At 63.8% G+C, this 25,311-nt stretch carries 27 protein-coding genes and 1 tRNA gene; 7 read left to right on the top strand and 21 right to left on the bottom strand.

Annotated elements, in window-relative coordinates:
* Positions 1-23 precede the first annotated feature (23 nt).
* The 5 genes from LXM55_RS26020 to LXM55_RS26040 form a co-directional block, all read right to left on the bottom strand.
* Complete coding sequence (locus LXM55_RS26020; protein ID WP_233323027.1) at positions 24-2,264, bottom strand: ATP-binding protein; 2,241 nt, start codon at positions 2,262-2,264, stop codon at positions 24-26.
* Positions 2,261-2,875 carry a biliverdin-producing heme oxygenase gene (locus LXM55_RS26025; RefSeq protein ID WP_233323028.1) on the bottom strand — a complete coding sequence of 205 codons (615 nt, stop codon included), beginning with the start codon at positions 2,873-2,875 and terminating at the stop codon, positions 2,261-2,263. The genes LXM55_RS26020 and LXM55_RS26025 overlap by 4 nt, the downstream gene beginning before the upstream one ends.
* Positions 2,876-3,133: 258 nt before the next feature.
* Complete coding sequence (locus tag LXM55_RS26030; protein WP_233323029.1) at positions 3,134-3,520, bottom strand: cupin domain-containing protein; 387 nt, start codon at positions 3,518-3,520, stop codon at positions 3,134-3,136.
* Positions 3,521-3,600: 80 nt separating this feature from the next.
* Positions 3,601-4,410 carry an AraC family transcriptional regulator gene (locus tag LXM55_RS26035; RefSeq protein ID WP_233323030.1) on the bottom strand — a complete coding sequence of 270 codons (810 nt, stop codon included), beginning with the start codon at positions 4,408-4,410 and terminating at the stop codon, positions 3,601-3,603.
* A 73-nt stretch (positions 4,411-4,483) separates the two neighbouring features.
* Positions 4,484-4,822 (bottom strand): DUF190 domain-containing protein, encoded by a 339-nt coding sequence (locus LXM55_RS26040; protein WP_233323031.1) that lies wholly within the window; start codon positions 4,820-4,822, stop codon positions 4,484-4,486.
* A gap of 246 nt (positions 4,823-5,068) precedes the next feature.
* Here LXM55_RS26040 and LXM55_RS26045 point away from each other — a divergent pair, with 246 nt between their 5' ends.
* Genes LXM55_RS26045 through LXM55_RS26055 form a run of 3 tightly spaced genes read left to right on the top strand, consistent with a single transcriptional unit; the run spans position 5,069 to position 7,066 of the window.
* Positions 5,069-5,548 carry a GNAT family N-acetyltransferase gene (locus LXM55_RS26045; RefSeq protein WP_233323032.1) on the top strand — a complete coding sequence of 160 codons (480 nt, stop codon included), beginning with the start codon at positions 5,069-5,071 and terminating at the stop codon, positions 5,546-5,548.
* A 39-nt stretch (positions 5,549-5,587) separates the two neighbouring features.
* Positions 5,588-6,682, top strand: a complete 1,095-nt coding sequence (gene ddlA, locus LXM55_RS26050; protein ID WP_233323033.1) for a D-alanine--D-alanine ligase — start codon at positions 5,588-5,590, stop codon at positions 6,680-6,682.
* 30 nt (positions 6,683-6,712) lie between these two features.
* Entirely contained in the window at positions 6,713-7,066 is a 354-nt protein-coding gene (locus LXM55_RS26055) for a gamma-glutamylcyclotransferase family protein (RefSeq protein ID WP_233323034.1), read from the top strand.
* Between the two features lie 9 nt (positions 7,067-7,075).
* Here the strand turns inward: LXM55_RS26055 and LXM55_RS26060 are convergent, their stop codons facing one another.
* The 10 genes from LXM55_RS26060 to ggt all read right to left on the bottom strand — a co-directional run bounded on the left by LXM55_RS26060 (position 7,076) and on the right by ggt (position 14,338).
* Positions 7,076-7,657: a hypothetical protein gene (locus LXM55_RS26060; RefSeq protein WP_233323035.1), complete on the bottom strand. Its 582-nt coding sequence runs from the start codon at positions 7,655-7,657 to the stop codon at positions 7,076-7,078.
* A gap of 66 nt (positions 7,658-7,723) precedes the next feature.
* A complete protein-coding gene (locus LXM55_RS26065; protein ID WP_233323036.1) occupies positions 7,724-8,449 on the bottom strand; it encodes a polyphenol oxidase family protein in 726 nt (241 codons plus the stop codon).
* 133 nt (positions 8,450-8,582) lie between these two features.
* Positions 8,583-9,395 (bottom strand): MerR family transcriptional regulator, encoded by an 813-nt coding sequence (locus LXM55_RS26070; RefSeq protein WP_233323037.1) that lies wholly within the window; start codon positions 9,393-9,395, stop codon positions 8,583-8,585.
* 78 nt (positions 9,396-9,473) lie between these two features.
* A complete protein-coding gene (locus LXM55_RS26075) occupies positions 9,474-9,845 on the bottom strand; it encodes a helix-turn-helix domain-containing protein (protein WP_233323038.1) in 372 nt (123 codons plus the stop codon).
* A 5-nt stretch (positions 9,846-9,850) separates the two neighbouring features.
* Positions 9,851-10,153 (bottom strand): type II toxin-antitoxin system HigB family toxin, encoded by a 303-nt coding sequence (locus LXM55_RS26080; RefSeq protein WP_233323039.1) that lies wholly within the window; start codon positions 10,151-10,153, stop codon positions 9,851-9,853.
* A 115-nt stretch (positions 10,154-10,268) separates the two neighbouring features.
* The gene (locus tag LXM55_RS26085; protein ID WP_233323040.1) at positions 10,269-10,535 is read right to left on the bottom strand and encodes a DUF3077 domain-containing protein; all 267 of its coding nucleotides are present in this window, start codon (positions 10,533-10,535) and stop codon (positions 10,269-10,271) included.
* A 465-nt stretch (positions 10,536-11,000) separates the two neighbouring features.
* The gene (locus tag LXM55_RS26090; protein WP_233323041.1) at positions 11,001-11,318 is read right to left on the bottom strand and encodes a helix-turn-helix domain-containing protein; all 318 of its coding nucleotides are present in this window, start codon (positions 11,316-11,318) and stop codon (positions 11,001-11,003) included.
* Positions 11,305-11,625 (bottom strand): transcriptional regulator, encoded by a 321-nt coding sequence (locus tag LXM55_RS26095; protein ID WP_177435205.1) that lies wholly within the window; start codon positions 11,623-11,625, stop codon positions 11,305-11,307. The genes LXM55_RS26090 and LXM55_RS26095 overlap by 14 nt, the downstream gene beginning before the upstream one ends.
* A 228-nt stretch (positions 11,626-11,853) precedes the next feature.
* Positions 11,854-12,348, bottom strand: coding sequence for a GNAT family N-acetyltransferase (locus tag LXM55_RS26100; RefSeq protein ID WP_233323042.1), 495 nt, complete (start codon positions 12,346-12,348; stop codon positions 11,854-11,856).
* Between the two features lie 154 nt (positions 12,349-12,502).
* The gene (ggt, locus tag LXM55_RS26105) at positions 12,503-14,338 is read right to left on the bottom strand and encodes a gamma-glutamyltransferase (RefSeq protein ID WP_233323043.1); all 1,836 of its coding nucleotides are present in this window, start codon (positions 14,336-14,338) and stop codon (positions 12,503-12,505) included.
* Between the two features lie 212 nt (positions 14,339-14,550).
* Between ggt and LXM55_RS26110 the strand changes: the two genes are divergently transcribed.
* The 4 genes from LXM55_RS26110 (at position 14,551) to LXM55_RS26125 (ending at position 19,744) form a co-directional block, all read left to right on the top strand.
* Positions 14,551-15,543 (top strand): cytochrome-c peroxidase, encoded by a 993-nt coding sequence (locus LXM55_RS26110; RefSeq protein ID WP_233323044.1) that lies wholly within the window; start codon positions 14,551-14,553, stop codon positions 15,541-15,543.
* Positions 15,544-15,687: 144 nt separating this feature from the next.
* Positions 15,688-16,200 (top strand): sigma-70 family RNA polymerase sigma factor, encoded by a 513-nt coding sequence (locus LXM55_RS26115; protein WP_233323045.1) that lies wholly within the window; start codon positions 15,688-15,690, stop codon positions 16,198-16,200.
* Between the two features lie 2 nt (positions 16,201-16,202).
* Positions 16,203-17,144, top strand: coding sequence for a FecR domain-containing protein (locus tag LXM55_RS26120; RefSeq protein ID WP_233323046.1), 942 nt, complete (start codon positions 16,203-16,205; stop codon positions 17,142-17,144).
* 119 nt (positions 17,145-17,263) lie between these two features.
* Entirely contained in the window at positions 17,264-19,744 is a 2,481-nt protein-coding gene (locus tag LXM55_RS26125) for a TonB-dependent siderophore receptor (protein ID WP_233323047.1), read from the top strand.
* A gap of 60 nt (positions 19,745-19,804) precedes the next feature.
* On the opposite strand, the gene LXM55_RS26130 is transcribed toward LXM55_RS26125, so the two are convergent.
* The 6 genes from LXM55_RS26130 to LXM55_RS26155 all read right to left on the bottom strand — a co-directional run bounded on the left by LXM55_RS26130 (position 19,805) and on the right by LXM55_RS26155 (position 25,301).
* Complete coding sequence (locus LXM55_RS26130; protein WP_233323048.1) at positions 19,805-20,644, bottom strand: 5'-nucleotidase, lipoprotein e(P4) family; 840 nt, start codon at positions 20,642-20,644, stop codon at positions 19,805-19,807.
* A gap of 180 nt (positions 20,645-20,824) precedes the next feature.
* Positions 20,825-20,901: transfer RNA gene (locus LXM55_RS26135), tRNA-Met, on the bottom strand.
* A 77-nt stretch (positions 20,902-20,978) separates the two neighbouring features.
* A complete protein-coding gene (locus tag LXM55_RS26140) occupies positions 20,979-22,442 on the bottom strand; it encodes an amidase (RefSeq protein ID WP_233323049.1) in 1,464 nt (487 codons plus the stop codon).
* 70 nt (positions 22,443-22,512) lie between these two features.
* Positions 22,513-23,547 carry an ABC transporter substrate-binding protein gene (locus LXM55_RS26145; protein ID WP_233323050.1) on the bottom strand — a complete coding sequence of 345 codons (1,035 nt, stop codon included), beginning with the start codon at positions 23,545-23,547 and terminating at the stop codon, positions 22,513-22,515.
* 27 nt (positions 23,548-23,574) lie between these two features.
* A complete protein-coding gene (locus tag LXM55_RS26150; protein ID WP_442799789.1) occupies positions 23,575-24,381 on the bottom strand; it encodes an ABC transporter permease in 807 nt (268 codons plus the stop codon).
* A complete protein-coding gene (locus tag LXM55_RS26155) occupies positions 24,381-25,301 on the bottom strand; it encodes an ABC transporter permease (RefSeq protein ID WP_233323052.1) in 921 nt (306 codons plus the stop codon). The genes LXM55_RS26150 and LXM55_RS26155 overlap by 1 nt, the downstream gene beginning before the upstream one ends.
* Positions 25,302-25,311: the final 10 nt, after the last annotated feature.

Consider the following 25,311-nt stretch of genomic DNA (forward strand, 5'->3'; position numbering starts at 1 on the left):
TGCGGGCAGCCCCGGGGCACGGTTCAGAGGTTGGCGCGGGGCACGCTGAAGCGGAACTCGCTGCCCTTGCCCACTTCGCTGTGCGCTTCGATATGGCCGCCATGCGCCTGGATGATGCCCTGGGTGATGTACAGCCCCAGCCCCGTGCCGTTGGGGTTGCCTTCCTTCATGGTCCAGTAGCGGTCGAAGATGAACGGCAGTTGCTCGCTGGGAATGCCTTCCCCGGAGTCGCGCACGCTGAAGACGATCTGCTCGCCGTCGGACATCGCCACCACCCCGACCTTGCCTTGCTTGGGGGTGAACTTGATGGCGTTGCCCACCAGGTTCGACAGCACCTGGAACAACCGCTCGGGGTCGGCGTTGATCTTCAAGTCCGGTTCGCTGTGGAAGCTGATGTCGATGGCCTTGTCCAGGGCCAGGGGCGCCAGCAGCGAATAGGCCTCTTCGAAGATCTGGCTGACCTCCAGCGGCTGTGGCGCGATGCTGTAGCGCCCGGCTTCGATCTTCGAGGTGTCCAGCAGGTCTTCCAGCAGGTTGTTCATGCGGCTGGCGGCCTGTTGCATGGTGTCGATGGCCGAGGAAATGCGCCGTGAAGTGTGCGGGCCGTCGGAGCTGAAGGCCTTCTGCATCATGCCGCAGAGCATGGAGATCACCGTCATCGGGTTGCGCAGGTCGTGGGATACCACCGCCACCAGTTCGTCCCGGGCGCGCACGGCCTGTTGCTCGCGCAGCACCTGGCGCGCCAGGTCGTGCTCCAGGGCCGAGCGGCGCAGGTCGTTGGCGGCGAAGCGGTCACCATGGCTCCACTTGGTGGAGATCCCGGCCATTTCCACCTTCCAGATCTCGAACGAAGTGCGCGGCCGCAGGCGCAGGCCGGCGTCGGAATTTTCCAGGTCCAGGGGCTTTTCCGGGTTGCCGCTCCAGTGGATGTTTTCCTTCACCTCCGGGCGGAACCACAGCACGCCGTTATCCACAGGCTTGGGCAGGCTCATGGCCAGGACGCCGCTGGCCACCTGTTGATAACTCGCCGCCGGCGGGTACACGCTGGCCAGGTGATGGCTGGCGAACACCGCCTGCCCGGTGCCTTGCAGCCAGCGGTGCAGGGCGCGGATGTCGTCCTGGGGCGGGCAGTTACCGAAGCAGTGCAGTTGCTTGTCCTCGATGATCGCCACGCCGCCGGCCTGGGTCAGCTCCAGCAGCTGCTGTGGCGCCTGGGCCAGGCCGTCGAAGACACTGCCGGGGGCGTCGCGCATGGCCTGGTCGAGGCTGGCCAGGGCGGCGACCTTCTCTTCTCGCTGCTGGCTCAGGTCCAGGGCTTCCATGGCGCTGATCTGCAACGACAGCACCTGGCCGATGGTCTGGCAGGCAATGCGCAGCTCGTGGGGCACCAGCAGCGGCTGGCGGTTGCCGCAGCTGATCAGGCCCCAGAGCTGGTCGCCCTTGAGCAGGGAAATGCTCATGGAGGACAGCACGCCCATGTTCTTCATGTACTGGCAATGGATCGGCGACACGCTGCGCAGGGTGGCGAAGCTCAGGTCCAGGGGCTGCTGGGTGTCCGGGCGCAGGGTCGGCAGCAGCGGCACGGGCTGATAGTCGGCGTTGGGGATGATCCGCAGCCAGTTGCTGCGGTACAGCTCGCGGGCCTGCTGGGGAATGTCCGAGGCCGGGAAGAACAGGCCGTTGAACACCTCCATGGTGGGCCGGGTGGCCTCGGCGATGACCTGGCCGTGGCCTTCCTCCTCGAAGCGGTAGATCAGCACCCGGTCGTAGCCGGTCATGGCCTGGATCTCGCTGACGCTGATGGCGTACAGCTCATTCAGGGTCTTGGCCGTCTGCAAGCGCCGCAGCAGGCGCCCGAGGTTCTCGGTCTGCTGCTTCAAGTGCTGCGGTTGCAGGTGTTCAAGCTGGATTTCCAGCTCCAGCATCAGCACCCCTTGATGGCGGTGCAGCACACCTTCGAAGTGCGCGCCATTGAGGTCCAGGTACAGCGGCGGCGCATCGGACAGCCGTGGCAGTTGCAGCACGTCGCGGATGCGCTGGCTGTGAGCGTCGCCCAGCAGGTGCTCCAGGGGCTGGCCGAGGACCTGAGTCGCGTCCTGGCCCAGCAGGGTTTCGACGTTGGCGCTGACCTGCAGGATGCGCAGCTGCGGTTCGGACAGGGTCAGCAGCACGCCGTGGGGCTGGATCGCCCCGGGGGAGTGGATCGGCTCGTCGGCGCAGTTGGCCAGCAACTGTTCAAAGGCTTGGGCGTCTTGTGGGGTCATAGCAGCACCTCGCGGCTGTCGAGCCAGCGCTCGAAACAGGCAAATGTGGATTGCGCGGCGCTGACCACTTGTTGTCGCGCGCTCGCGTCCTCGGGCATGCGCCCCAGGTAATCGAGAAAGTCTTTCCAGCGTCGGCCGGTGGCGGCGCCGTAGACGTCGAGAAAGGCCCCGCCGTTGTCTTCGTTCAGGTCCAGGCGCTGGGCCATTTCGCGGCGCAGGATCTGCCCGCCCAGCGTGGCGCCTTCGAGCACGTAGAGGGTTCCCAGGCACGCGCCGGGGTGGCTCAGCGCTGGCAGCTGTTCGCAGCGGGGCAGGGCGTCGATGCTCGTCGGGTCCAGGCCCAGGGCCTGCAGGTCGCCGGCCAGGGCCGGAGTCTTGCGGCGCTGCGCAGGGTCGTAGCCGGGAGGGATCAGGCCACTGGCCTGCAGGGCCGCTTCCAGCGGCTGATAGAAGCCGTAATAGGCCTGGATCAGGCGCCGGTACCAGGCAGCGTCGAGCTGTTCGGAGAAGAACGGCAGGCGTTTTTCCAGCGCCACGTGCAGGGTCGCGGTGCCGGCGCGCAGGTCTTGTAGCAGCGCGGGGGCGCCAGGGTCTTGGTGCGGTTTGGGCATTCAGGGGTCAAGGGTCGCAACAGGTAATGGACGCGCCATGGGCGTCATCGAACGCCGGGACCAGGCTGTAGTCCCTGCAATAGAGCCATCGCACAGAAAAATGAGCGCGTTACTCTACCTGTGCATGCTGCCCCGACGTAGCGTTTTTCGGGTACCGCCGGTCGGCCAAGGCTCGTCGTTCGATGACGTGTTGCAGTGTCTGACCCCGCAGGGGAGGCAGAAATTCCTTTTTCCGTCTCGCAGGTTCAGGTTTGCCGGTCAGATCCAGACGTCGTTCTGGGCGGTGCGTTCGCCGCCCTGGTCGCCGGTGTTGAGCACGCCCTTGGGCTCGATCAGCAGCAGCTTGACCTCCTGTTCAGCCCAGGGTTTGTGCTCGACGCCCTTGGGCACCACGAACATCTCGCCGCTGCCGATGGACACCCGGCCGTCACGAAAGTCGATGTACAGCTGGCCATCGAGGACGATGAAGGTTTCGTCGGTGTCGGCGTGGCAGTGCCAGACGAACTCGCCCTGCAACTTGGAGATCTTGAACTGGTAGTCGTTCATCTCGGCGATCACCTTGGGTGTCCAGTGTTCGCTGAACAGGCCGAGCTTGTGCTTGAAATTGATGCTCTGGTAGGCGTTTTGCGCGGTGGGGGTTGGCATGTTGCGGTCCACATCAGTGATGAATGAGCACTGAGGGTAAACAGCCGGCGGCATCGTTTTCTTGAACGATCGTGAGTGGCTCAGCGGCCGAGCATCTTCAGCCAGCGTGCCGGAGGCAGGCCGTAGGCCTGGCGGAACTGCCGGGTCATGTGGCTCTGGTCGGTGAAGCCGGCAATCAGCGCGGCGTTGGCCAGGGACTGGCCCTGTACCAGCAGCGCACGCACCAGGTCCAGGCGGCGCATGCTCAGGTAGCGGTAGGGGCTGGTGCCGAACAGCAGGCGAAAGTCCCGGGACAGGCTCCAGCGGTCGCGCCCGCTGTGGGCCTCCAGTTCGTCGAGGGTCAGGGTACGGTCCAGGGCGCCGTGAATGTATTCCCGGGCTCGCTCGGCCGCCACGTAGTCGAAACGCTGCCGCGACCGGGCGACGCCGGACACACTGTTCAGGGCCTGGGCCAGGTCGAACAGGGCGTCTTCCTGTTCCAGTGGGTCCAGCGGGCTGTCGACGCCGCGCAGCAAGACCTCGGTGGCGGCGAACAGCCGCGGGTCGTTGGACAGGCCGCCGGCAATGAAGGGCAGCGGCTGGCCGCCGAGGATCTGCTGGATCAGCGCCGGCTCGACATACAGCATGCGGTAGTGGAAGCCGTCGTGGGTGCCGGCCTCGCCGTCGTGGGCTTCGTCGGGGTGCAGGACCATGGTTGCGCCGGGCAGGCTGTGGCGCCAGCCGCCGCGGTACTGGAAGCTCTGCACCCCGCGCAGGGTCCGGCCGATGGCGTAGGTATCGTGGCGGTGCATGTCATAGCCATGGCCGGCGAAATACGCCTCGATGCGCTCCAGGCCCCGGGCGGGTGGCGCGCGGTGAACCCAGTCGGTGACAGCAGTGGGTCTGGCCATGGAACAGTCCTGATGGATAAAACCGAGGGCGCTACGTTAACCCAAGGGCGCGCGGGCTGTCTTGCCCCTCGGTTCAAGCCGTATCAGGGGCGGGGGCCTGTTTGCCAAGGTGGCCGAACTCGATGGGCGTCTTGGTGTAGAACAGCGAAAAGTCCTCGGCCTGCAGGCGCTCGAACAGCCGTTGCGCTTCGGCTTCGCTGATGGCCAGGCGAATTTCCAGGGGCTGGTCGGCCAGCTCGAAGAAGTGCGCCGAATGCAGGTGCCGGGAGTGCCCGAAGCCCTCGATGGCGGTCGACAGCGTGGCGCCGCGCAAGCCCATCTGCTGCGCCAGGTCGACCACCCAGTCGCCGAGCATCTTGCCGTGGTAGCGACGGTTCTGCTGGGTAAAGAAGATCACCAGATAGCCTTTCATGATTGCGTTCCTGCAGCGTGGCAGTGGGTTCCTTGAGCATAGTTGCCGGCTTATTCGACGGTTGCCTGGGCAGGCACGAGTGGAGTAGCGTCAGCACCCCCAGCCCCTCTTCACGGCCACTTGCATTCATGCGCGCTGCGCTGCTTCTCTGCTATCGCTGGACCTGCGTTGAGCGCCCGGCCTGGTGCGCTTGCTACGCTCTGAATCTCAACAAGGACGATCCGTCCCCACATCAGGAGACTGAACATGGCCGTTACTTTTCGCCCGGTGGCTGATGCCGACATTCCACGTATCTGCAGTTTTGTGGGCAATCCCCAGGAGCTGTTTTTCTTCTTTCCTGCTGCCACCTGGCCGCTGACCCACGACCAGTTGCGCGACTCCATCGCCCAGCGCAGCGACTCGACGGTGATCGAGCGTGATGGCCAGGTGGTGGGTTTTGCCAATTTCTACCGCTGGGGCAACGGCGGCACCTGCACCATCGGCAACGTGATCGTCGACCCCGAAGTGCGCGGCGCCGGCCTGGGCGCACAGTTGATCGGGCAGATGATCTATATCGCCCGCAGCAAGCACCAGGCCAGCGAGGTGACGCTCTCCTGCTTCAACAGCAATGTGGCGGGGTTGCTGTTCTATCCGAAGCTGGGGTTTGTGCCGTTCGCCATCGAAGAGCGCAAGAACAAGGAACAGGAGCGGGTGGCGCTGATCCACCTGCGCTACAGCCCGAGCTGAAACCATGGGCCATCAGAGAACGTTCAACAGGAACCAGTCATGAGCAAGTTGCGGGTCGGGATTATATTTGGTGGCCGTTCGGCCGAACACGAAGTGTCGCTGCAGTCGGCGCGCAATATCGTCGATGCCCTGGATCGCACGCGCTTCGAGCCGGTGCTGATCGGCATCGACAAGCAGGGGCACTGGCACCTCAACGACACCTCGAACTTTTTGATCAACCAGGAAAACCCGGCGCTGATCGCCCTCAACCAGTCCAACCGCGAGCTGGCGGTGGTGCCGGGCAAGGCCAGCCAGCAGTTGGTGGAAACCAGCAGCCAGGAGTTGCTGGGGCACGTGGATGTGATCTTCCCGATCGTCCACGGCACCCTGGGTGAAGACGGTTGCCTGCAGGGCCTGCTGCGCATGGCCGACCTGCCTTTTGTCGGCTCCGACGTGCTGGGCTCGGCGGTGTGCATGGACAAGGACATCAGCAAGCGCCTGCTGCGCGACGCCGGGCTGGCCGTGACCCCGTTCATCACCCTGACCCGGGCCACCCGCAGCCGCTACGGTTTTGCCCAGGCGCGGGAAGCGCTCGGCCTGCCGCTGTTCGTCAAACCGGCGAACCAGGGCTCCTCGGTGGGCGTGAGCAAGGTCGACAACGAGGCCGACTACGATGCCGCGGTGGCGCTGGCCCTGGGGTTCGATCACAAGGTGCTGGTGGAATCGGCGGTGCGCGGGCGGGAAATCGAATGCGCGGTGCTGGGCAATGACCAGCCGGTCGCCAGTGGCTGCGGCGAGATCGTGGTCGGCAACGGTTTCTATTCCTACGACAGCAAGTACATCGACGCAGACGCGGCCCAGGTGCTGGTGCCGGCAGACATCAGCGTCGAGCACAGCGAACGCATCCGCGCCCTGGCCATCGAGGCGTTCCAGGTACTGGGCTGCTCCGGGTTGGCCCGGGTCGATGTGTTTCTCACCGACGACGGTGAAGTGCTGATCAATGAAATCAACTCGTTGCCCGGGTTCACCCGCATCAGCATGTACCCCAAGCTATGGCAGGCCGCCGGCATGCGCTACAGCGAGCTGGTGAGCCGCCTGATCGAGCTGGCGCTGGAGCGCCATGCCGAGCGGCAAGGCCTGAAAATCAACCGCTGAAGCGGATCATCGTGTTTAAGGACGTGACGAATGAGTTCGGCAACAGAAGCCTCGGTCTACCTGTTTTCCTACGGCACCCTGCAAGACAAGGCGGTACAGCTGGCTAACTTTGGCCGTGAGTTGAGTGGCAGCAAGGATGCGATGCTCGGCTACGAGCAGAGCTGGGTGGAAATCACCGATCCCGAGGTATTGGCCGCCAGTGGCAAGACCCATCACCCGATCCTGCGCCCGGGGGCGGCGGACAGCGCGCCGATTGCCGGCACGGTGTTTCAGATTACCCCCGAGGAACTGGCGGCAGCCGACCGCTATGAAGTCGCCGACTACAAGCGGGTCAGCGTGACCCTGGCCTCGGGGATCCAGGCCTGGGTCTACGTCAGCGCCTGAGTTCCTGACTCACTCCGGCGGCAGCATCACCCCGATGCACGCCAGGGCCAGCAGCACCGCCCCGAGCACGATGAACACATAGTTCAGCGGGGTGAAACGGGCGTTGCTGCGGCCTTCGGGGTCCCCGGCGGCGGCATTCAGGCCGCGCTGGCCCAGCCAGGTGACCCACGCCAGCACCGGCAGCAGCGCCAGGCTGGCGATGTCGGTTACCGGGTAGCCGATGTTCTTGCGTGACAGCGCATCCACCACGTTGTTGATGATCAGCCCCACCACAAACAGGGTCGCCAGTTCACCGGGGCGCCAGTCATGGCTGCGGCCGTCGCGCTTGAGCTGTGCATCGGCTTCGCGGTACAGCGCATGGGTAAAGAAAATCGCGAAGAACGCCCGGGCCACCGGCCACAACTCCTGGCCGCTGGCGTACTTGAATTGATGCCAGTTCTTGTAGGCCCAATACAGCTGGTAGATACCGAAGGTGAGGACGTACAGGGTCAGGAACTTGGCCTTGGACACCACATAGAACGGTTGTGGCGCCGTGTGCGCCGAAGGGGCGACCAGATCCGCCTGGGGCGGGGCGTAGAGGTTGTCAGACACGGGCACTCCTTGGGTTGGGTCTGAGGGGAAGGGGGCAAGCCTACCGCAGTCGGGTGGCGCTGTTGATCATGAGGTGGCTTTCCGGCCGATCCAGGAGTACTGGAAGGCCTTGGCTTCACCCCGATGCACGCGTCGGCGATAGCTGGCCAGGGTCGGGGTCGAGCAGTAGGTGCACAGCTCGCTGATTTCGATCTGCTCATCCTCGATGCCGGCGGCCTGCAGCAGGTACACGGCATAGCGGCTCAGGTCGAACCATAGGGAGTCGGCCTGGGTCGGCTGTGGCGGGGGAATTTGCGGGGGCAGCCGCGGGGCCGGCTGCTGGCGACTCCAGGGCGCTTGCGCAGCGGGCCACAGCGGATCCTGAGTGGCGGACAGGGTGTCGATGAAATCGGCGCTGACTTCATAACAGCAGGGTTTGATCGACGGGCCGATGGCCACTCGCAATTGCCGTGGGGCGATGCCCTTGCTGGCGAAGTGTTGCAGCACATTGGCGATGATCCCGCCGTGCAGGCCTTTCCAGCCACCATGCACCGCCGCCACCCAGGAACCGTCGTCGCTGCTGATCAGCAACGGCAGGCAGTCGGCGGTGACCACCGCGATGGGCCGGCTGGAATGGGTGAGGACCGCATCGCCGCGAATGATCCCGCTGGGCAGGGTGGTGCTGGCGTGCACCACCTCGCCACTGTGGACCTGCGAGCAGAAGAACAGGTTGGCCGGCAGGGCAGCGCCCAGGGTCGAAAACTCATGACGGATGCCGGGTATCTGGTTCAACACACCTGCCTGGAAACTCATCGGGCCTTCGCTCGGTAACCTGGGAATGGCTGCAGAGCATAGCGGTATCCGAGGCACTTTTGCTGACCGGCCGCGCTGCAAAGGCAGCGCCAGACCAGCGGTTGCCTGCGGGGCGGCCTGCCTTGCGGATGTTTCAGGCCTTGAGCGGGATGTACAGCTCCACCACGCTGTCCGGGTGCATGGGCCCCAGGAAACGCTCACCGGTGTATTCGAATTCCACCGCTTCGATCGGCATCAGCCCGGCGGCGGGCAGCCATTCGCTGTAGGCGGCGCGAAAGGTTTCCGGCAGGGTGGCCACGGTGCCGTGATGCTCGACCCGGGCGTAGTGGCGGGCGGGGATGTCCAGCTCGACCATGCCCGGCACCAGGGGCGCGTCGGCGGCCACCGGCAAGCCGGCCACGTAGCGCCACTGGCCGTCTTCCAGGGGCTGGCAGATGCCGTAGGTGCCCACCGGCTCGGCCAGGCGCTGGATTTCCTGCTCCCGGGGTTCGAAGCGTTGCCAGAGCTCGGCGATGGAGCCCGGGTCGTCCTGCTGCCAGGACATGCCGATGATCCGTTGCCGGGCCAGGAACACCTTCTGCGGTGTCTGCGGGGCAGGGATCTGGCGCTGTGGCTGGGCCAGGTAGCGTTGCAGGTGGCCGAGCACTTTCTGGCTGCGGGCAATCTCGCTTTCCAGCTGCCGGGCATGCTCCTGCAACGACTGCTGCATGTGCAGCACGCTGTCCAGGCCGCCCTGGTCCGCCAGCGTGCGGATGTCTTCCAGGGACATGCCCAACTGCCGCAGCCAGACGATACGGCCCAGGGTCACGATCTGGTCCGGGCTGTAGTAGCGGTAGCCGTTGTCGCGGCCAGTGAGGGCCGGGGTAAACAGGCCGATGCTGTCGTAATGGCGCAGGGTCTTGGTGGTGAGGCCGTGGCAGCGGGCCATTTGTCCGATGGTGAGCATGGAGCGTCCTTGGTGGTGTTGGGTTGCCAGGCAGGTTGGGCCTTTACCCAAGGGCAAGCTCAAGCCCGGCAGCGTGGCTCAGGACGACTTGCTCGGCTTGATCAGGCTTTCGGCCGGGATGCCGAACAGTTGGTGCAGTTTCCAGATCATCGGCAGGGTCAGCGCGCGCTTGCCGTTGAGCACCTCGTAGACGCGGTTGGTGCGGCCGATGGCCGGCGCCAGGTCGGCGGCGGACAAGCCGGACTGCTCCATGCGGAACTTGATCGCCTCGATCGGGTTGGGCAGGTCCAGGGGAAACTGCCTGGCTTCGTACGCCTCGATCAGGGTGATCATCACGTCGAAGTAATCGCCTTCAGGCGTCCCGGGCTGCGGTTCGTTGTCGAACAGGGGCGAGACGCTTTGCAGTGCGGCGCGGTAGTCCTGGTCGGTGTGGATAGGGCGGATGTTCATCTGGGTTACTCCATGTCTGCGCTGTCGGCATCAATGGCGTCGTACTGCCGGTGGGTGCCTATGAACTTGATGTACAGCGCGCCGAAACGATAGGCCACGGCAACGACCAGTCGATACTCGTTGCCCTTGATGTTGAAGACCACCCTGCGGCTTTTGAGAATGCTTGCGTTGCGATACTGGTCCTTGATCTGCGCAGGGTTGGACCACTCGGCATTCCTCGCTTCATCGACCCAAGCCAGTAAAGGCTGCTCTGCATCCGGGTACTTCTCCCAGAAGGCCTTCAACTGACTGACTGCAATAATTCTCATGGCGCGATCCTAGTCCCGTGCTGGGACTTAAACAAGTCACTGAGTGCGTCAGGCGACGTACGGGCAGATCGCTGGATCTGCCCGCGCAGGCGACGTCGGCTCAGGGACGATCAGGTCATGCAGAGAGCGTGGCGTGCACGTCGTCCATCAGTGCCTTGCCCATCTCTGCCAGGTAGTGTGCCGCCCAAGCATAGCGGTCGCACCGCGGCTCCATGGCCGCCTCCAGGGTGAATTGCTTTGCCAGATGCAACAGGGTCGAGGCGTGCTCCAGGGCATCGCTGATCGGCACATCGGCATTGACGCGAAACAGCGGATGCAGGTGCTCGCCGCACTGGGAAAAGCGGACTTCACCGAGGGTGGTCAGTGGCGATTGAGTAGTCATCGGGCACCTCCGGTTTTGTGTGACGGGAGGTGTGGGGGAAACAGATTGCAGAAGCAGTTCATGGTCACGACTCCTTGATTCGAAGGACCGTCACCGTCTGCCGCCAAGCATATCAGGGTGGCGGATTGCGCAGGATTGGCGGACCGGGAATCAAGGAACCGGCGAACCCGAAGGTTCTCCCACGCAACCCGCCATAACGCAGGTATGCGGGCGCAAAAAAAGCGCCTGCATGATGGGTGGGGGCGCTGTTGCGCCTCGATTCTATCAGGCCGCCAAGCCTGATCGCTGATTTTGCAGCGACGGTCGAACCATAGGTTGGAGTAGGGGGAGTCGCAACGGCATTACTGCGACATTTTGTGAACCATCCCTGTAGCCGCTGCCGCAGGCTGCGAACGACCGGAACGGTCGCAGCGATCTCCCGGGCGCCGAAGGCCCTTCGGGCCTTGTCGCAGCCTGCGGCAGCGGCTACAGAGGTTGTGCCAGCACCTCACGAAATACATCGGGCCTGAGCATCGCGATATGCAGCAATGAACGGGCTGCTCCGGAAGGCGAGCGCCGACCTTGCTCCCACTCCTGAAGGGTTCTCACCGAGACGCCAAGCAGTTGGGCAAATTTGGGTTGCGACAACCCGGTTTTACCGCGCGCTTCGGCAGCCTTGGTGATCGGAATGCTATGGGTGTGGCCATGACGGCCGGCTTTGACATCGATGATCGCTTCCAGAAGCTCCTGGCCGATATTGCGCTTGGCATCGCGCTCCAATAGTTCTTTTTCAGTAAGGGGCATGATTCATCTCCTTCGCAATTCTGCGCAGAACAGGTGCTGGAATGTTTTCGGTAGCGCCTTTGCCATAGATCACCAACGCAACCAGGGCTCCGCATGCAAGCTGAGTGGTATAGATGACCCGCACCGAGCCACTTTTTCCACGTCCTTCAACGCTCCACCTGATTTTCCTGCAACCGCCAGAACCCGGAATCACAACGCCGGACTCTGGGTCGTTGGCAAGAAAAGTCATGAATTCTCCACGCTCTTCTTCGGACCAGTAATCGGGCCAGAGTTTGGAAAACAGCGGAGATTCTATGATCGTCAGCATGCGGGAGGATTCTACGTCTTTGACGTACCTGGCGGCAATGGTGGGTGTTAGGAGATGACTCCTGAAAGATTAAGAGCGTGGAGTTGCAACGCCAATGAGCGGAGTCCTGATTTCCAGTCAGCTCATTCGTTTTCTTGTGTGTGATCCATGCCCCCGATGTCACTTTTTGCATGACCTGAAACCCGGGCAACTCTGCTCAGGGTGGCTCCATGATCCGGAGCCGCTCACTCAACCCTCCAACACTTTCGCCATCTCGCTGGTCGCCGCCCAACCCAGCCCCTGATACAGCGGTTTGCCGGCCTCGGTCGCATGCAGCACGGCAAAGCCCAGCCCGCGCTGGCTGAACTCGGCCTCCGCCAGTTTCATCAGCGCCGACGCCAGGCCGCGGCGACGGTAGGCCGGTTCGACGTAGACGTTGAGCACGTAGCCGCGCTGATCCTGGGTTGGATGGGAAGGGTGGGGCGGCCAGTCGATGCTCATCAGGCCGATGCTGGCCACGCTCTGCTCGGCGTCCATCAGGGCGAAGCCGTAGTAGCGGCCATTCTCCAGGCGTTCGTGCAACCAGGGGCGAAAGTGCTCGGTCATCACCTGCAAGGTGCTGAGGTCCTTGCCGGCATCGAGAAACATGGCCTGGCGATGGCGGCAGATCAGTTCAAGGTCCTGGGGTATCAGGGGTCGTGGGCTCAGGCCCGGGAGATCAAGGTTGGCGGCAATTTCGTTCATCGTCGGTTCCTCGCTGGACAGGGACGATGCTAGGGCAGATCCCCGGGCCGGGTCAGACACAGACCGCCGCGAAATTTTGCATACAGTGCCCTGGGCCTCTGCCCACAAAAAAGGGCCAGCCTCACGGCCAGCCCTCGGGTTCAGCGCAGGGCCTTCAATCCCCCAGCGCTTCCCCTTCGCGCCGTGGATCGGCGCCGCCGGCCCAGGAGGCCTTGCCTTGTGCATCACGCACGCGAACGATGGCTTGGGTGCCGCTGGTCATGTCGATCTCGTTGACCTCATGCCCCTGAGCCTGCAGTGCCTGCTTCAGGGCCGGGCTGAACTGGCCTTTTTCCAGTTCGGTGGGGCCGTTGCGGCTGCCGAAGTTGGGCAGGCCGACGGCGGCTTGCGGGTCGAGGTTCCAGTCGAGCATGCCCACCAGGGACTTGGCCACGTACTCGATGATCTGCGAGCCGCCCGGGGAGCCGACGCTGGCCAGCAGTTCGCCGCTGGCGCGGTCGAAGACCAGGGTCGGCGCCATGGACGAGCGCGGGCGCTTGCCCGGTTCGACGCGGTTGGCCACCTTCTGGCCGTTTTCCTCGGGGATGAAGGAGAAATCGGTCAGCTGGTTGTTGAGCATGAAGCCCTGGACCATCAGGTGTGAACCAAAGGCCGCTTCCACCGTGGTGGTCATGGACACCGCGCCTCCTAAGTCATCCACCGCCACCACTTGCGAGGTGGAAATGCGCATGGGCGAACGGTCCGGGGCGTAGGCCACCTGGATGCCCCGGGGCTGGCCCGGCTCGGCCTTGCCCATGCTGTGTTCGCCGATCAGCGCGGCGCGCTGGGCCAGGTAGTTCGGGGCGATCAGGCCGGCCACCGGCACGGGCACAAAGTCGCTGTCGGCCACGTACAGGCCGCGGTCGGCGTAAGCCAGGCGCTCGGCTTCGGCGATCAGGTGCACCGCTTGCGGCGCAGGCTCAAGGCCGGCCGGCAGGTTGGTTTGCTGCGGCTTGAGGTTGGCCAGGGTGTAACGCGGGTCGCGCTGTTCCAGGGCCTGCAGGGTGCCGAGGATCTGCGCCACCGCCACGCCGCCGGAAGAGGGCGGCGGCATGCCACACACCTGCCAGCGCTTGTAGTCGCTGCACAGCGGCGCGCGCTCCTTGGCGCGGTAGCCTTGCAGGTCATTGAGCGACAGGCTGCCGGGGTTGGCGTGGCCCTGGACCTTGGCGACGATTTCCGCGGCCACCGGGCCTTTGTAGAGGGCGTCCGGGCCTTCCTGGGCAATGCGCTTGAGCACCGCGGCCAGCTGTGGATTTTTCAGCAAGGTGCCCACGGCTTTCGGCGTGCCGTCGGCATTCAGAAAGTACGCGGCCATGTCCGGCGAGCGTGCCAGGAACGGGTCGGCGCTGATCATGGTGTGCAGCCGTGGCGAGATAGCGAAGCCTTGCTCGGCCAGGCGAATCGCCGGCTCGAACAGCTGCGCCCAGGGCAGGCGCCCGTGTTTCTGGTGGGCCATCTCCAGGGCGCGCAGCACGCCTGGGGTGCCCACCGAACGGCCGCCGATCTGCGCCTGGGGGAAGGGCATCGGCTTGCCGTCCGCCTGTAGGAAGAGCTGCTCGGTGGCGCCGGCGGGTGCGGTTTCCCGGCCGTCATAGGTGCGCACGGCCTTGCCGTCCCAAAGCACGATCATCGCACCGCCGCCAATCCCCGAGGACTGCGGTTCCACCAGGGTCAGCACCGCTTGCATGGCAATCGCCGCGTCGATGGCCGAGCCGCCTTTGCGTAGCGTCTCGCGCCCGGCTTCGGCGGCCAGCGGGTTGGCGGCGGCCGCCATGTGTTTGTCGGCGTGCCGGGTCTGCATGTCGGTGCGGTAGCCCGAAGCGATTTCCGGAGCGGCTGGCAGGGTCGAGGAAGGGGACGGGTTGTTGCAGGCACTCAGGCTGAGGGCGGCGGCCAGCAGGCTGAGGCGGGCCAGGTGGCGGTGACGGGGAGGGAAGATCGAGAACACGCGTTGAGCTCCGTTCACTGGGAAATGAGGTGTCGTCCGTGGAGGGGAATGTACAGCAGTGGGGCAGGCCGTTGGGCCGTGGGGATTGTTGAATGGGTGCGCGACAACGTCGCAACCCACGAATCTGCCGGCTGTCGCTTGACCTGAGTCAGGGTACCCGGCGCCCATAGGGCACATGGTGAAGCAAACCATAAGCCTGATGAGAGGACGCCATGCACCGTTGTAAGTGGTTACTTGTGTTCGGATTGCTGTTGGGGGGCGAGGTACGGGGCGAGACGCCGAGCGAGCCGATTCTGCCGGTACAGCCGGCGAAGATCACCGATGTGGCCAAGGTGGAGTTGGGCAAGCAGTTGTTCTTCGACCCGCGCCTGTCCAAATCCGGTTTCATTTCCTGCAACTCCTGCCACAACCTGAGCATGGGCGGCAGCGACAACCTGCCCACCTCCATCGGCCACAACTGGCACCAGGGGCCGATCAACTCGCCCACGGTGCTCAACTCCGGCCTGAGCTTTGCCCAGTACTGGGATGGCCGCGCGGCCACGCTCCAGGAACAGGCCAGCGGCCCGATCACCAACCCGGGGGAGATGGGCTTTACCCATGAACTGGCGGTGGAGGTGCTGCGTTCCATTCCCCAGTACCGGGCATCGTTCAAGCGCGTGTATGGCAACGATGAGATCAAGTTCGACGACGCCACCAACGCCATTGCCGCCTTCGAAGCCACCCTGGTGACGCCCAATGCGCCGTTCGACCGCTGGCTCAAGGGCGACAAGGCGGCCATCAGCCCGACCGCGCTCAAGGGCTACCAACTGTTCAAGTCCATCGGCTGCGTGGCGTGCCACAACGGCGAAGCGGTGGGCGGTGGCTCGTTCCAGAAAATGGGCATGATCGAGCCCTACGTCACCCAGAACCCGGCCCAGGGCGTGGCCGGGCTGACCGGCAAGGACGCCGACCGCATGCTGTTCAAGGTGCCGACCCTGCGCAACGTGGCGCTGACCTATCCCTACTTCCACGACGGCGCCTACTGGAAGCTGGAAGAGGCGGTGGACGTGATGGCCCGGCTGCAACTGGGGCGCAAGCTGGGCACCGAGGAGGTCGGCCAGATCGTGGCCTTCCTTGAAACCCTGACCGGCGATCAACCGGACTTCAAGCTGCCGATCCTGCCGCCGTCCTCGGCGCAGACCCCGCGTCCGCAACCCTTCAACTGACCTGGGTGGAAAAACCGCAGCGTGCTGCGGTTTTTCCGGAAAGGCCAGGCATGCGGCATTCAGGTCTGCCGGGAAGGGCGCTCTGTTGTCATGAAAAAACGACTGGATAATAATGAGAGATATTATCATTAGCGACGGTCAATCATGGACGCAGGGGTCAAGGCTTCAATATCGCTGGAGATCGAAGATCTGTATGGCGCCCACCACGGCTGGTTGAAGGGCTGGTTGCGCAGCCGCACCGGCAACTGTGCCGATGCCGCAGACCTGGCCCAGGACACCTTCGTGCGGATGCTGTCGCTGCGCCAGTTGCCGGCACTGCGAGAGCCCCGTCATTACCTGGCGACCATCGCCCGCGGCCTGCTGATCGACAAGGCGCGCCGCAGAGTTCTGGAACAGGCCTATCTGGAGGCTTTGGCGGCACGTCCTGAGCCCCAGGACATTTCTCCTGAAACCCATCATCTGATCATCGAGTCATTGCTGGCCATCGATGCCTTGCTCGATGGACTGGGCACGCGCACCCGGCAGATTTTCCTCATGGTGCAGCTGGACGGCCTGAGCTATGTGCAGGTCGGGCGGCAGTTGGGGGTGTCGGTGACCACCGTTAAGAATCATCTGAGCAAGGCACTGCTGCAATGCATACAACTGATGGACGATTGAACGTGCCGTCGCCTCCTCCCTTGGACAAGGCCCACCTGCAGGCAGCGGTGGACTGGTACCTGGTCCTCAACGATCAACAGGTCAGCGCGGCGCAGCAACAGGCCTGGCAGCAGTGGCTTGGCGCCGATGCACAACATGCGCGAGCCTGGGCCCGGGTGCAAAGGCTGCAACAGCAGCTGCGTGGGGTCCCGCAGGATATTGCCTTGCCGGTCTTGTCGGAAATGGGCATCCAGCGCCGCCAGGGCCTCAAGGTGCTGCTGCTGATGGCTGGCGGCTCGGCGTTGCTGGGCGGCTATCGGCTGTCTCCCTACAGCGCCGACTTCGCCACGCGCACCGGCCAGCGCCGGGAAGAACGGCTGGCCGACGGCACGCGGCTGTACCTCAATACCGATACCCGGGTCGACATTGCTTACAGCCATGAAGAAAGACTGATCTTCCTGCGTCAGGGAGAGATCCAGGTCACCACGGCCGTAGACCGGGCCCCGGCGCGCCCTTTGCTGGTGGTAACTGCCCATGGCCGCATCCGGGCCCTGGGCACCCGTTTCGATGTGCGCCTGGAGCCGGCCTTCAGCCGAGTCTCGGTTCAGCAACATGCGGTGGAGGTGCGCCTGAACGATGATCCGCAACATGCCCAGAGGGTCGCCGAAGGCCAGGCGCTGACCTTCGGCTCCGGGCAGATGGGTGCCCTGCGGGTGGCGGACAATGCCGAGAGTGCCTGGGTCCGGGGCCAGATGGTGGCGCTTGACTGGCGACTGGCGGATTTCATCCGTGAGCTGGGCCGTTACCGCCCGGGCTACCTGGGGTGTGCGGATGAAGTTGCGCAACTGCGGATCAGCGGCGCCTTTCGCCTGGATGATATCGATGGGGTGCTGGCCAACTTGCCATTGTCGTTGCCGGTGAGGGTGCGCCGGTTTTCCAGATACTGGGTGCGTGTGCAAGCGTGACGGGCAAATGCTCGCATGAAGAAAAATCGTCAATGCGCCTTGCCGATTCCGCCTGGCGTTCGGCTCATCAGTAGAGCGGTCAATCAGCCGCCTTTACTGCTATGGCATAGGACGCGTACATGAGCCACCGGAGTCGTTTCACCCAGGCCGCCTTGCGGCGCAGTTTCAATCGCACGGCGTTGAGCATCACCCTTGGCACGCTGCTGGCGGCCACCGGTGTTGCGCCGTTGGCCCTGGCCCGGGAGGCGGTGGGCGAAGCGCAGGAATTCAACATTGCGCCAGGGGCACTGGGTACTGCGCTCAGCGAGTTTGCCGCGGCCAGCGGGGTTACCCTGTCCTTTGGCTCCAGCCAGACCCAGGGTCTCGTTACCCAGGGGCTCAAGGGCCATTATTCCTTCAGTCAGGGCGTGGCGCAGTTGCTGGCCGGCAGTGGCTTGCAGCTGCGCCAGGAAGGCCCGGCGCGCTATACCCTGGTCAAGTTGCCGACGGGGGCGGCGCTGCATCTGGGGCCGACCCAGATCACCGGCGCGTCTTTGGGCACCACCACCGAAGACACCGGCTCCTACACCACCGGCGCCATGCAGACGGCCACCAAGCTGGCCCTGTCGATTCGCGAGACTCCACAGTCGGTGACCGTGGTCACCCGCCAGCGCATGGACGATCAGAACATGCAAAGCCTGGAGGATGTGCTCAAGAGCACCCCGGGCATTTCCATCACCAAGGACGGACCCCAGCGGCCGATTTTCTATTCGCGGGGTTTTGAAGTACAGAACCTCATGGTCGATGGCCTGGCCAACGACATGTCGCATTACCTGAGCCGGGACATGAGCACTGCGGCCGACACTGCGATCTTTGATCGGGTCGAAGTCATGCGTGGCGCCGCCGGCCTGATGCAGGGGACGGGCAGCCCCTCGGCGGCGATCAACATGGTGCGCAAGCGGCCCACTGCCGCTCCGCGTCTGAGCATCACTGCCAGTGCCGGCAGTTGGGACAATTACCGCAGCGAAATCGATGCCTCCAGTGCCCTCAATGACAGTGGCACGTTGCGCGGGCGCCTGGTGACCGCCTACCAGAGCAAGAACAGTTTCCAGGACGTGGCCGATGCCGAGCGTTCGGTGTTCTACGGCATTGTCGAGGCCGACTTGAATGACAACACCACGCTGACCGTGGGCGCTACCAATCAGGCGTCGCACAACACCACGACCTGGGGCGGGCTGCCTGCGGCGATTGATGGCCGGCACCTGCCCCTGTCGCGCTCGGCCTACCTGGGCAGTGACTGGGAGTACTGGGACCAGAACAACGTCACGGCCTTTGGTCGCCTGGAGTACCGCTTCGACAACGCCTGGAAATTGTTGCTGTCGGCCAGCAAGTCCTGGTCCGACTTGCAGATGCTCGGTTCGATGACCGAGCGTTTCGGCGCCGATTTCGACGAGTTCGGCCAGTACGTCGGTCAGTACCACTACAAGGACCATCAAGACAGCTACGACCTCTTCGCTTCCGGGCCGTTTGCCCTGTTCGGGCGTGAGCATGAGCTGGTGGTGGGGGGCAGTCAGCGTGAGTTGGCCTTTCGCGGCAAGGGCAATTTCCAGGACAACGAGACGCGGACCAACATCTACCGTCCCGATCCCCATAGCGTGCCCAAGCCGCAGATGGACCTGGATTACTGGCGCCAGGAGCGCAACTCCGAGCTGAAAAGCTTCTACCTCACCTCACGTTTTAGCCTCGCCGAGCCCCTGACCCTGATTCTGGGCGGGCGCCTGGACTGGTACGACTACGATGTGGATACGCGCTTTGCCGGGGTGCGCACCGCCTCCAGCACCGACTACAAGGTCACCCGCAACCTCACCCGCTATGCCGGCATGGTCTACGACCTTGACGCCCATCACTCGGTGTATGTCAGCTACACCGATGTCTTTAGCCCACAAGCGGAAGTGGACAGCTCCGGTGGCTTGATCAAGCCCGTAGTCGGCAAGAACTACGAGACGGGCATCAAGGGCGAATACTTCGAGGGGGCCCTGACCGCCAGCGCTGCGGTGTTCAGGATCGACCAGGTCAATCGCGCCAAGCAGGTGGTCAGCGCTCAGTGCTCCAGCCTGCAGTGCTACGAAGCCAGCGGCGAGGTGCGCAGCGAAGGTATCGAGCTTGAGGTCAACGGTAAGCTGGCGCCGGGCTGGGAGTTGGGGGCGGGCTACACCTATGCCCAGGCCAAGTATCGCAAGGACAGCAACGAGGACAATGTCGGCCGCCTGTTCGACACCGATATTCCACGTCACGTGTTCAAGGCCTTTACCACCTACCAGCTCCCGGGAGATCTGCATCGCTGGAGTGTGGGTGGGGGGCTCTATAGCCAGAACCGGATCTACAACAAGGATGTGAATTTCTACGACTCGGGCACGCCGATGTACGTCGAACAGAAAGGCTATGCCTTGGTGGACCTGATGACTCGCTATCGGGCGTCCGAACATCTTGAGTTTCGGCTTAACCTGAACAACGTCTTCGACAAGAAGTACTACCAGAGCATCAGCACCAATACCTACTACGGCAATGACATCTATGGTGAACCGCGCAATGCCATGGTGACGGTGCGATGGTCGCTGTAGCGAGTCATGGCTCGAAGGGAGCCATGACCGCCCCTGTGCGGGGACTGTGGTGTTGCGTGGTTAGTCTTTCACCTGCCAGGCGTTAGCTCCGGCCGCCGCCTTGAACTTGGCCCGATTTTCCGCGGTGGCCGGCGGTTCGGAATCACCTAAGATCGCCTTCAGCCAATGGCCGTCGGTGGGGTTGGGGAAGAGGATGAACTTGCGCCCGAACTGTTCCTTGTCCTCGGTCATCAGGCTGCTGCGCTGCTTGACGTCGGCCACGTAGTACTTGCGTTTGAAGTCGTTGAGGTTGTCGCCCAGCATCAGTACCACGTTGTGGTCCTTGGCGATTTCCTGCTGCCGCGGCTCCTTGTTGGAGCTGTCGCGGTACACCGTCAGGTGCTGTTCATCGGCGTAGGGCAACTGGTTCTTGCGCAGGTTGGCCAGGGCGTATTGGTAAGTCTTTTCGCCCTGGTCACGGCTGGTGACGTAGAACACCTCGACGCCTTTGGACTGGGCGTACTTGAGGAATTCCACGGCGCCCGGAGTGGCCACCGGGCCATTGTCCGCGACCCATTTGTCCCAGGCCTCGTCATCGAAGAACTCTTTTCCCGAATTGATCATGTAGCCCCAGTAGCTATTGCTGCTGAGCACGGTGTCGTCGACGTCGCTGATGATCGCCAGCGGCCGGTCGCCGGCCTTGTGCTCCTGCAGGGCACGGTCCAGTTGCAGGCGGGCGATGTTGAAGCCCTGGTAGTACAGCGCCTCGAATTCGGCGGCGGTCTGCTTCCAGGCCACGGCGGCGGTCAACAGGTTGGAGGGCGGGGTAGGTGCCTGTTCGGCGAAGGCTGGAGTACAGGCGATTGCCAGAAGCGAGAACAGCCAGGGGGCGACTGAAGTTGCGTGGTTTTTTATTGTCATTATCGAGCCCTTGAAGTGAGGATGGCGCAGCTCTCACACACACTGCCGGAGTGTTCTATCCCAGCCAGTGGCGGTGCTCAATGCGGGTGTCGCGTTTGTGGATCAATGCGGCGTAATCCCCGGTACTTTTTCGCGGGCATAAAAAAACGGCTTACCTTGCGGTAAGCCGTTTTTAGTACTTGGTGGCTACACAGGGACTTGAACCCCGGACCCCAGCATTATGAATGCTATGCTCTAACCAACTGAGCTATGTAGCCAAGTGGCGCGCATTATTCGCTCGGAACGACGATGCGTCAAGCGTTTTTATAAAAAAATTATCTACGCTATCAACCGTTTATCCCTTCCCCCCCGAAATCAGTGGCGATGGGCAGCGCTGGAACCAGCGGCTGGCCTGTTCGTAGGCGTGCGCCAATTGCAGGACGGCGAAGTCGGCCTGGTGCCGGCCGATGATCTGCAGGCCCATGGGCAGGCCGTCGGCGTTGAAGCCAGCCTGCACGCTGGCCACCGGGCAGCCGGACAAGGTGCCGGGAATCACCACCTCCATCCAGCGGTGATAGGTGTCCATGGCCACGCCTTCGATGTTGCGCGGCCAGGGGGTGTTCTTGTCGAAGGGGAACACCTGGGCGCTGGGCAGCAGCAGGTAGTCGAAGCGTTCGAACAGTTTTGACAGGGCGCGGTACCAGTCGCTGCGGATCACCGAGGCGTCGAAGACCTGGCTGGCGGACAGCTTGAGGCCGTTCTCCACTTCCCAGATGGCTTCCGTCTTGAGTTGCGCGCGCTTGTGCGGGTCGGCATAGGCGTTGCCCAGCGAGCCGGCGACCATCCAGTGGCGCAAGGTGCGCCAGCTGCTCCACAGGCGCTCGGGGGCGAAGTCCGGGCTGGCCGGTTCTACGCTGCAGCCCAGGCTGCGGAAATCGCCGAAGGCGTTCTCACAGAGTTCCAGCACACCTTTTTCCATCGGCAGGTAGCCGTTGAAGTCCCCCAGCCAGCCCAGGCGCGTGCCCTTGAAGTCGCGCTCCAGTGGCGCGCTGAAGCCCTGGCCGGATTCGGCGATGGACAGCGGTGCCCGCGCATCGCCGCCGGCCTGCACCGACAGCAGCAGCGCTGCGTCGCGCACGCTGCGGGCCATGGGGCCTTCGTAGCCGAGCTGGTCGATGAACAGGTCGCTGCTGTCGTCGAAGGGCACCCGGCCCTGGGACGGGCGGAAACCGAAGATGTTGTTGAAGGCCGCCGGGTTGCGCAGCGAGCCCATCATGTCGCTGCCGTCGGCCACCGGCACCAGGTGCAGGGCCAGCGCCGCGGCGGCGCCGCCACTGCTGCCACCGGCGGTCTTGCTTGGGTCATAGGCGCAGCCGGTGGCGCCGAACAGCGGGTTGTAGGTCTGCGAACCGAGGCCGAATTCCGGGGTGTTGCTCTTGCCGATGAGGATGGCCCCGGCGGCCTTGATCCGTTCCACCATGATGCCGTCGCGCTGCGGGATGAAATCTTGATACAGCGGCGAGCCCAGGGTGGTGCGGATGCCCTGGGTCAGCGACAGGTCCTTGATCGCGTGGGGCAGGCCGTGCATCCAGCCACGGTACTCGCCACGGGCCAGTTCGGCGTCGCGCTGGTCGGCCTGGGCCAGCAGGCTGTCGGCCGGTTGCAGGCTGACCAGGGCATTGACCAGAGGGTTGTAGCGCTCGATGTGGGCAAGGTAGGTCTGCATCACTTCCCGGCAGGAAACCTGACGCAGGCGGATACGCTCGGCGAGTTCATGGGCCTGGAGCAGGACCAGTTCGCTGGGGGGATTGGCGATCATGGCAGGGGCCTTTCAAACGGCTTTAGAAACGCCCCGGCATCCAGGCCGGGGCGGCAGAAGTCAACGCAGCTCAGCGCATCAGGTTGGTCCACAAACGGTCGGCGAGGCGGATCGCGCCTTCGCCGCAGGTCTGGCTGAAGACCACCTTGGTGCCTTCGGGGATGTGCAACTCGGGGGCATCCTTCAACCCGGCATCGAGGAAGGGTTCGACGCCCTTGATCGGGCTCTGGTGCTTGAGGAAGTTCTGGGTCATGGCGGCGTTCTCAGGCTGGCTGAGGAAGGCGATGAAGGCCTTGGCGTTCGCCGGGTGCTTGCTGCCCTTGGGGATGACCATGTTGTCCACCCAGGCCAGCACGCCTTCTTTCGGGTAGAGGTATTTCAGGCTGGGCTTCATCTCCCGGGCGCGCATCGACGAACCGCCCCAGAACATCGACATGTCGATTTCCCCGGCCGCGAGGTTCTCGCGAATCGCCCCGGCCTTGGAGCTGTAGGTCTTGACGTAGGGCTTCTGCGCCTTGAGCAGGCCAAGAATCTGCTGCATCTGCTTGGGGTCTTCGCTGCACAGCGGAATGTTCAGGTACAGGCTGGCCATGTCGATCACTTCGCTCACCGAGTCGAACATGTTGATCCGCCCCTGCAGCTCTGCCGGCGGCTCGTAGAGCACCTTGTAGCTGTCGCTCGGACCTTTGTAGCGTTCGCCGTCGAGCACCACGCTGGTGGTGCCCCAGATGAAGGGCACCGAGTAGGCGCCTTGCGGGTCCCAGGTCGGCTGCTTCAGGTTGTCCACCACGCTGGCGTAGTAGGGCTCTTTGGCCGGATCGAAGCGTTCCAGCAACTGCTCCTGGATCAGGATCGGGATGAACTGGTGGGACGGGATCGCCACGTCATAACCGGTGCCGCCCTGCTTCAGCTTGGCCAGCAGGGTTTCGTTGGAGTCGTAGGAATCCACCGTGACCTCGATGCCGGTCTGCTTCTGGAACTTGGCGAGGATCTCCGACGAAAAATAGCCGCTCCAGCTCACGACGTTGAGTTTTTCCGCCGCCTGCACCGCCAGTGGCAGGCTCAGCAGCAGCGAGGTACCCAGACTTGCGATCAACTTGCTCATGGCATTTCCCCAGGGTCAGTGGACGGTTCAAGCGTGTTTCTTGCTCAGCAGGTAAGAGAGGCTGACGAACAGCACCGAGACGCCGAGGATCAGCGTCGACACAGCGTTGACGTCGGGTGTCACGCCCATGCGCAACAGGCCGAAGATGAAGATCGGCAGGGTGGTGGTGCCGGCTTGGGACACCATCATCGAGATCACGAAGTTATCCAGGGAGACGATGAAGGCCAGCATCAGCCCGGAGACGATCCCCGGCATCAGCAGCGGCAGGGTCACCTTGCGAAAGGTTCGCCAGGGGCCGGCATACAGGTCTGACGCCGCATGCTCCAGGGACAGGTCCATGTCGTTGAGGCGGGCGCGGATCGGCAGATAGGCGAAGGGGATGCAGAACACCGTGTGGGCGATGATCAGGTTGCCGTAGCCCAGGGACAGCCCCAGGGTGGAGAACAGCGCCAGGGTGGCCACGCCGACGACGATTTCCGGCAGCACCAGGGGCAGCATGATGGCGCCCATGGACAGTTGCAGGCCCTTGAATTTCGCCCCTCGCGAAGTGCCCAGGGCCGCCAGGGTGGCGATCGCCGTGGCCGCCATGCTGGCGCACACGGCGATCAGCAGGCTGTTGCCCGCCGCCTGGCGCAGGGCCTGGTTGGCGAACGCGGCGCGGTACCAGTCGAGGCTGAAGCCGCTCCACACCGTGGCCGACTGGTTGGCGTTGAAGGAGAACACCACCAGCACCAGGATCGGCGCGTAGAGGTACAGGTAGAACAGGAAACTGAAACCGCCGAAGCCGGGAAAGTCCTGGACGCCGAGGCCGTTGCGTTTGAACAGGCTGATCATCATGCACCTTCCTGAAGCGTGCGCTGGCGCTGGGCGCGCAGGGCGTAGACGGTCAGTACCAGCATCACCGCGGCCATCAGCACCAGCGACAAGGCGGCACCGAAGGGCCAGTTACGGGCGTCGCTGAACTGCCGGAAGATCAGGTTGCCGAGCATCATCCGGGTGCCGCCGCCCAGCAGTTCCGGGGCGATCATCGCCCCCAGGCAGGGCACGAAGGTCAGGATCGCCCCGGCGAAAATCCCCGGCTTGGCGATCGGCAGCACCACCTTGCGCAAGGTGCGCCAGCGCCCGGCGTAGAGGTCCTGGGCGGCTTCCAGCAGGCGGATGTCCATCTTCTCCAGGGTGGCGTAGATCGGCAGCACGACGAAGGGCGCGTAGGTGTAGACCAGCCCCAGCAGCACCGCGCCGTCGGTGTACAGCAGTTGCAGCGGTTCGTGGATCAGCCCCAGCTCCATCAGGCTGTTGTTGATCACCCCGGTGTTGCGCAGCAGCAGGATCCAGGCGTAGGTGCGGATCAGCAGGTTGGCCCAGAACGGCACGGTGATCAGGAAGATCAGCAGGCCGCGACGCTGCACCGGTTGCATGGCCAGCCACACCGCCACCGGAAAGCCGATCAGCAGGGTGATCAGGGTGGTCAGCCCGGCGATGCCGATCGAGCGCAGGGCAATCAGCAGGTAGGAGTCGGTGAAGGCCAGGCTGTCGTCCAGTTGCCGCTCGAACAGCAGGGCGGTGTAGGCGTCGCTACTAAAGACCTTGTTCACCCCGCCGTAGGGGTTGGCTTCCATCAGCGAATAGCCGATGACAATGAGGATCGGCACGATCAGGAACAGGCCGATGGCAATCAGCGCCGGGCTGACCCCGAGAACGCTGCGCAGGGCCTTGCGCCGTTCCAAGTGCTGGGAAATCGATGAGGCGTGCATGGCGAATCCT

It is taken from the genome of Pseudomonas sp. Au-Pse12 (genome assembly GCF_021341665.1).
GTDB lineage: Bacteria > Pseudomonadota > Gammaproteobacteria > Pseudomonadales > Pseudomonadaceae > Aquipseudomonas.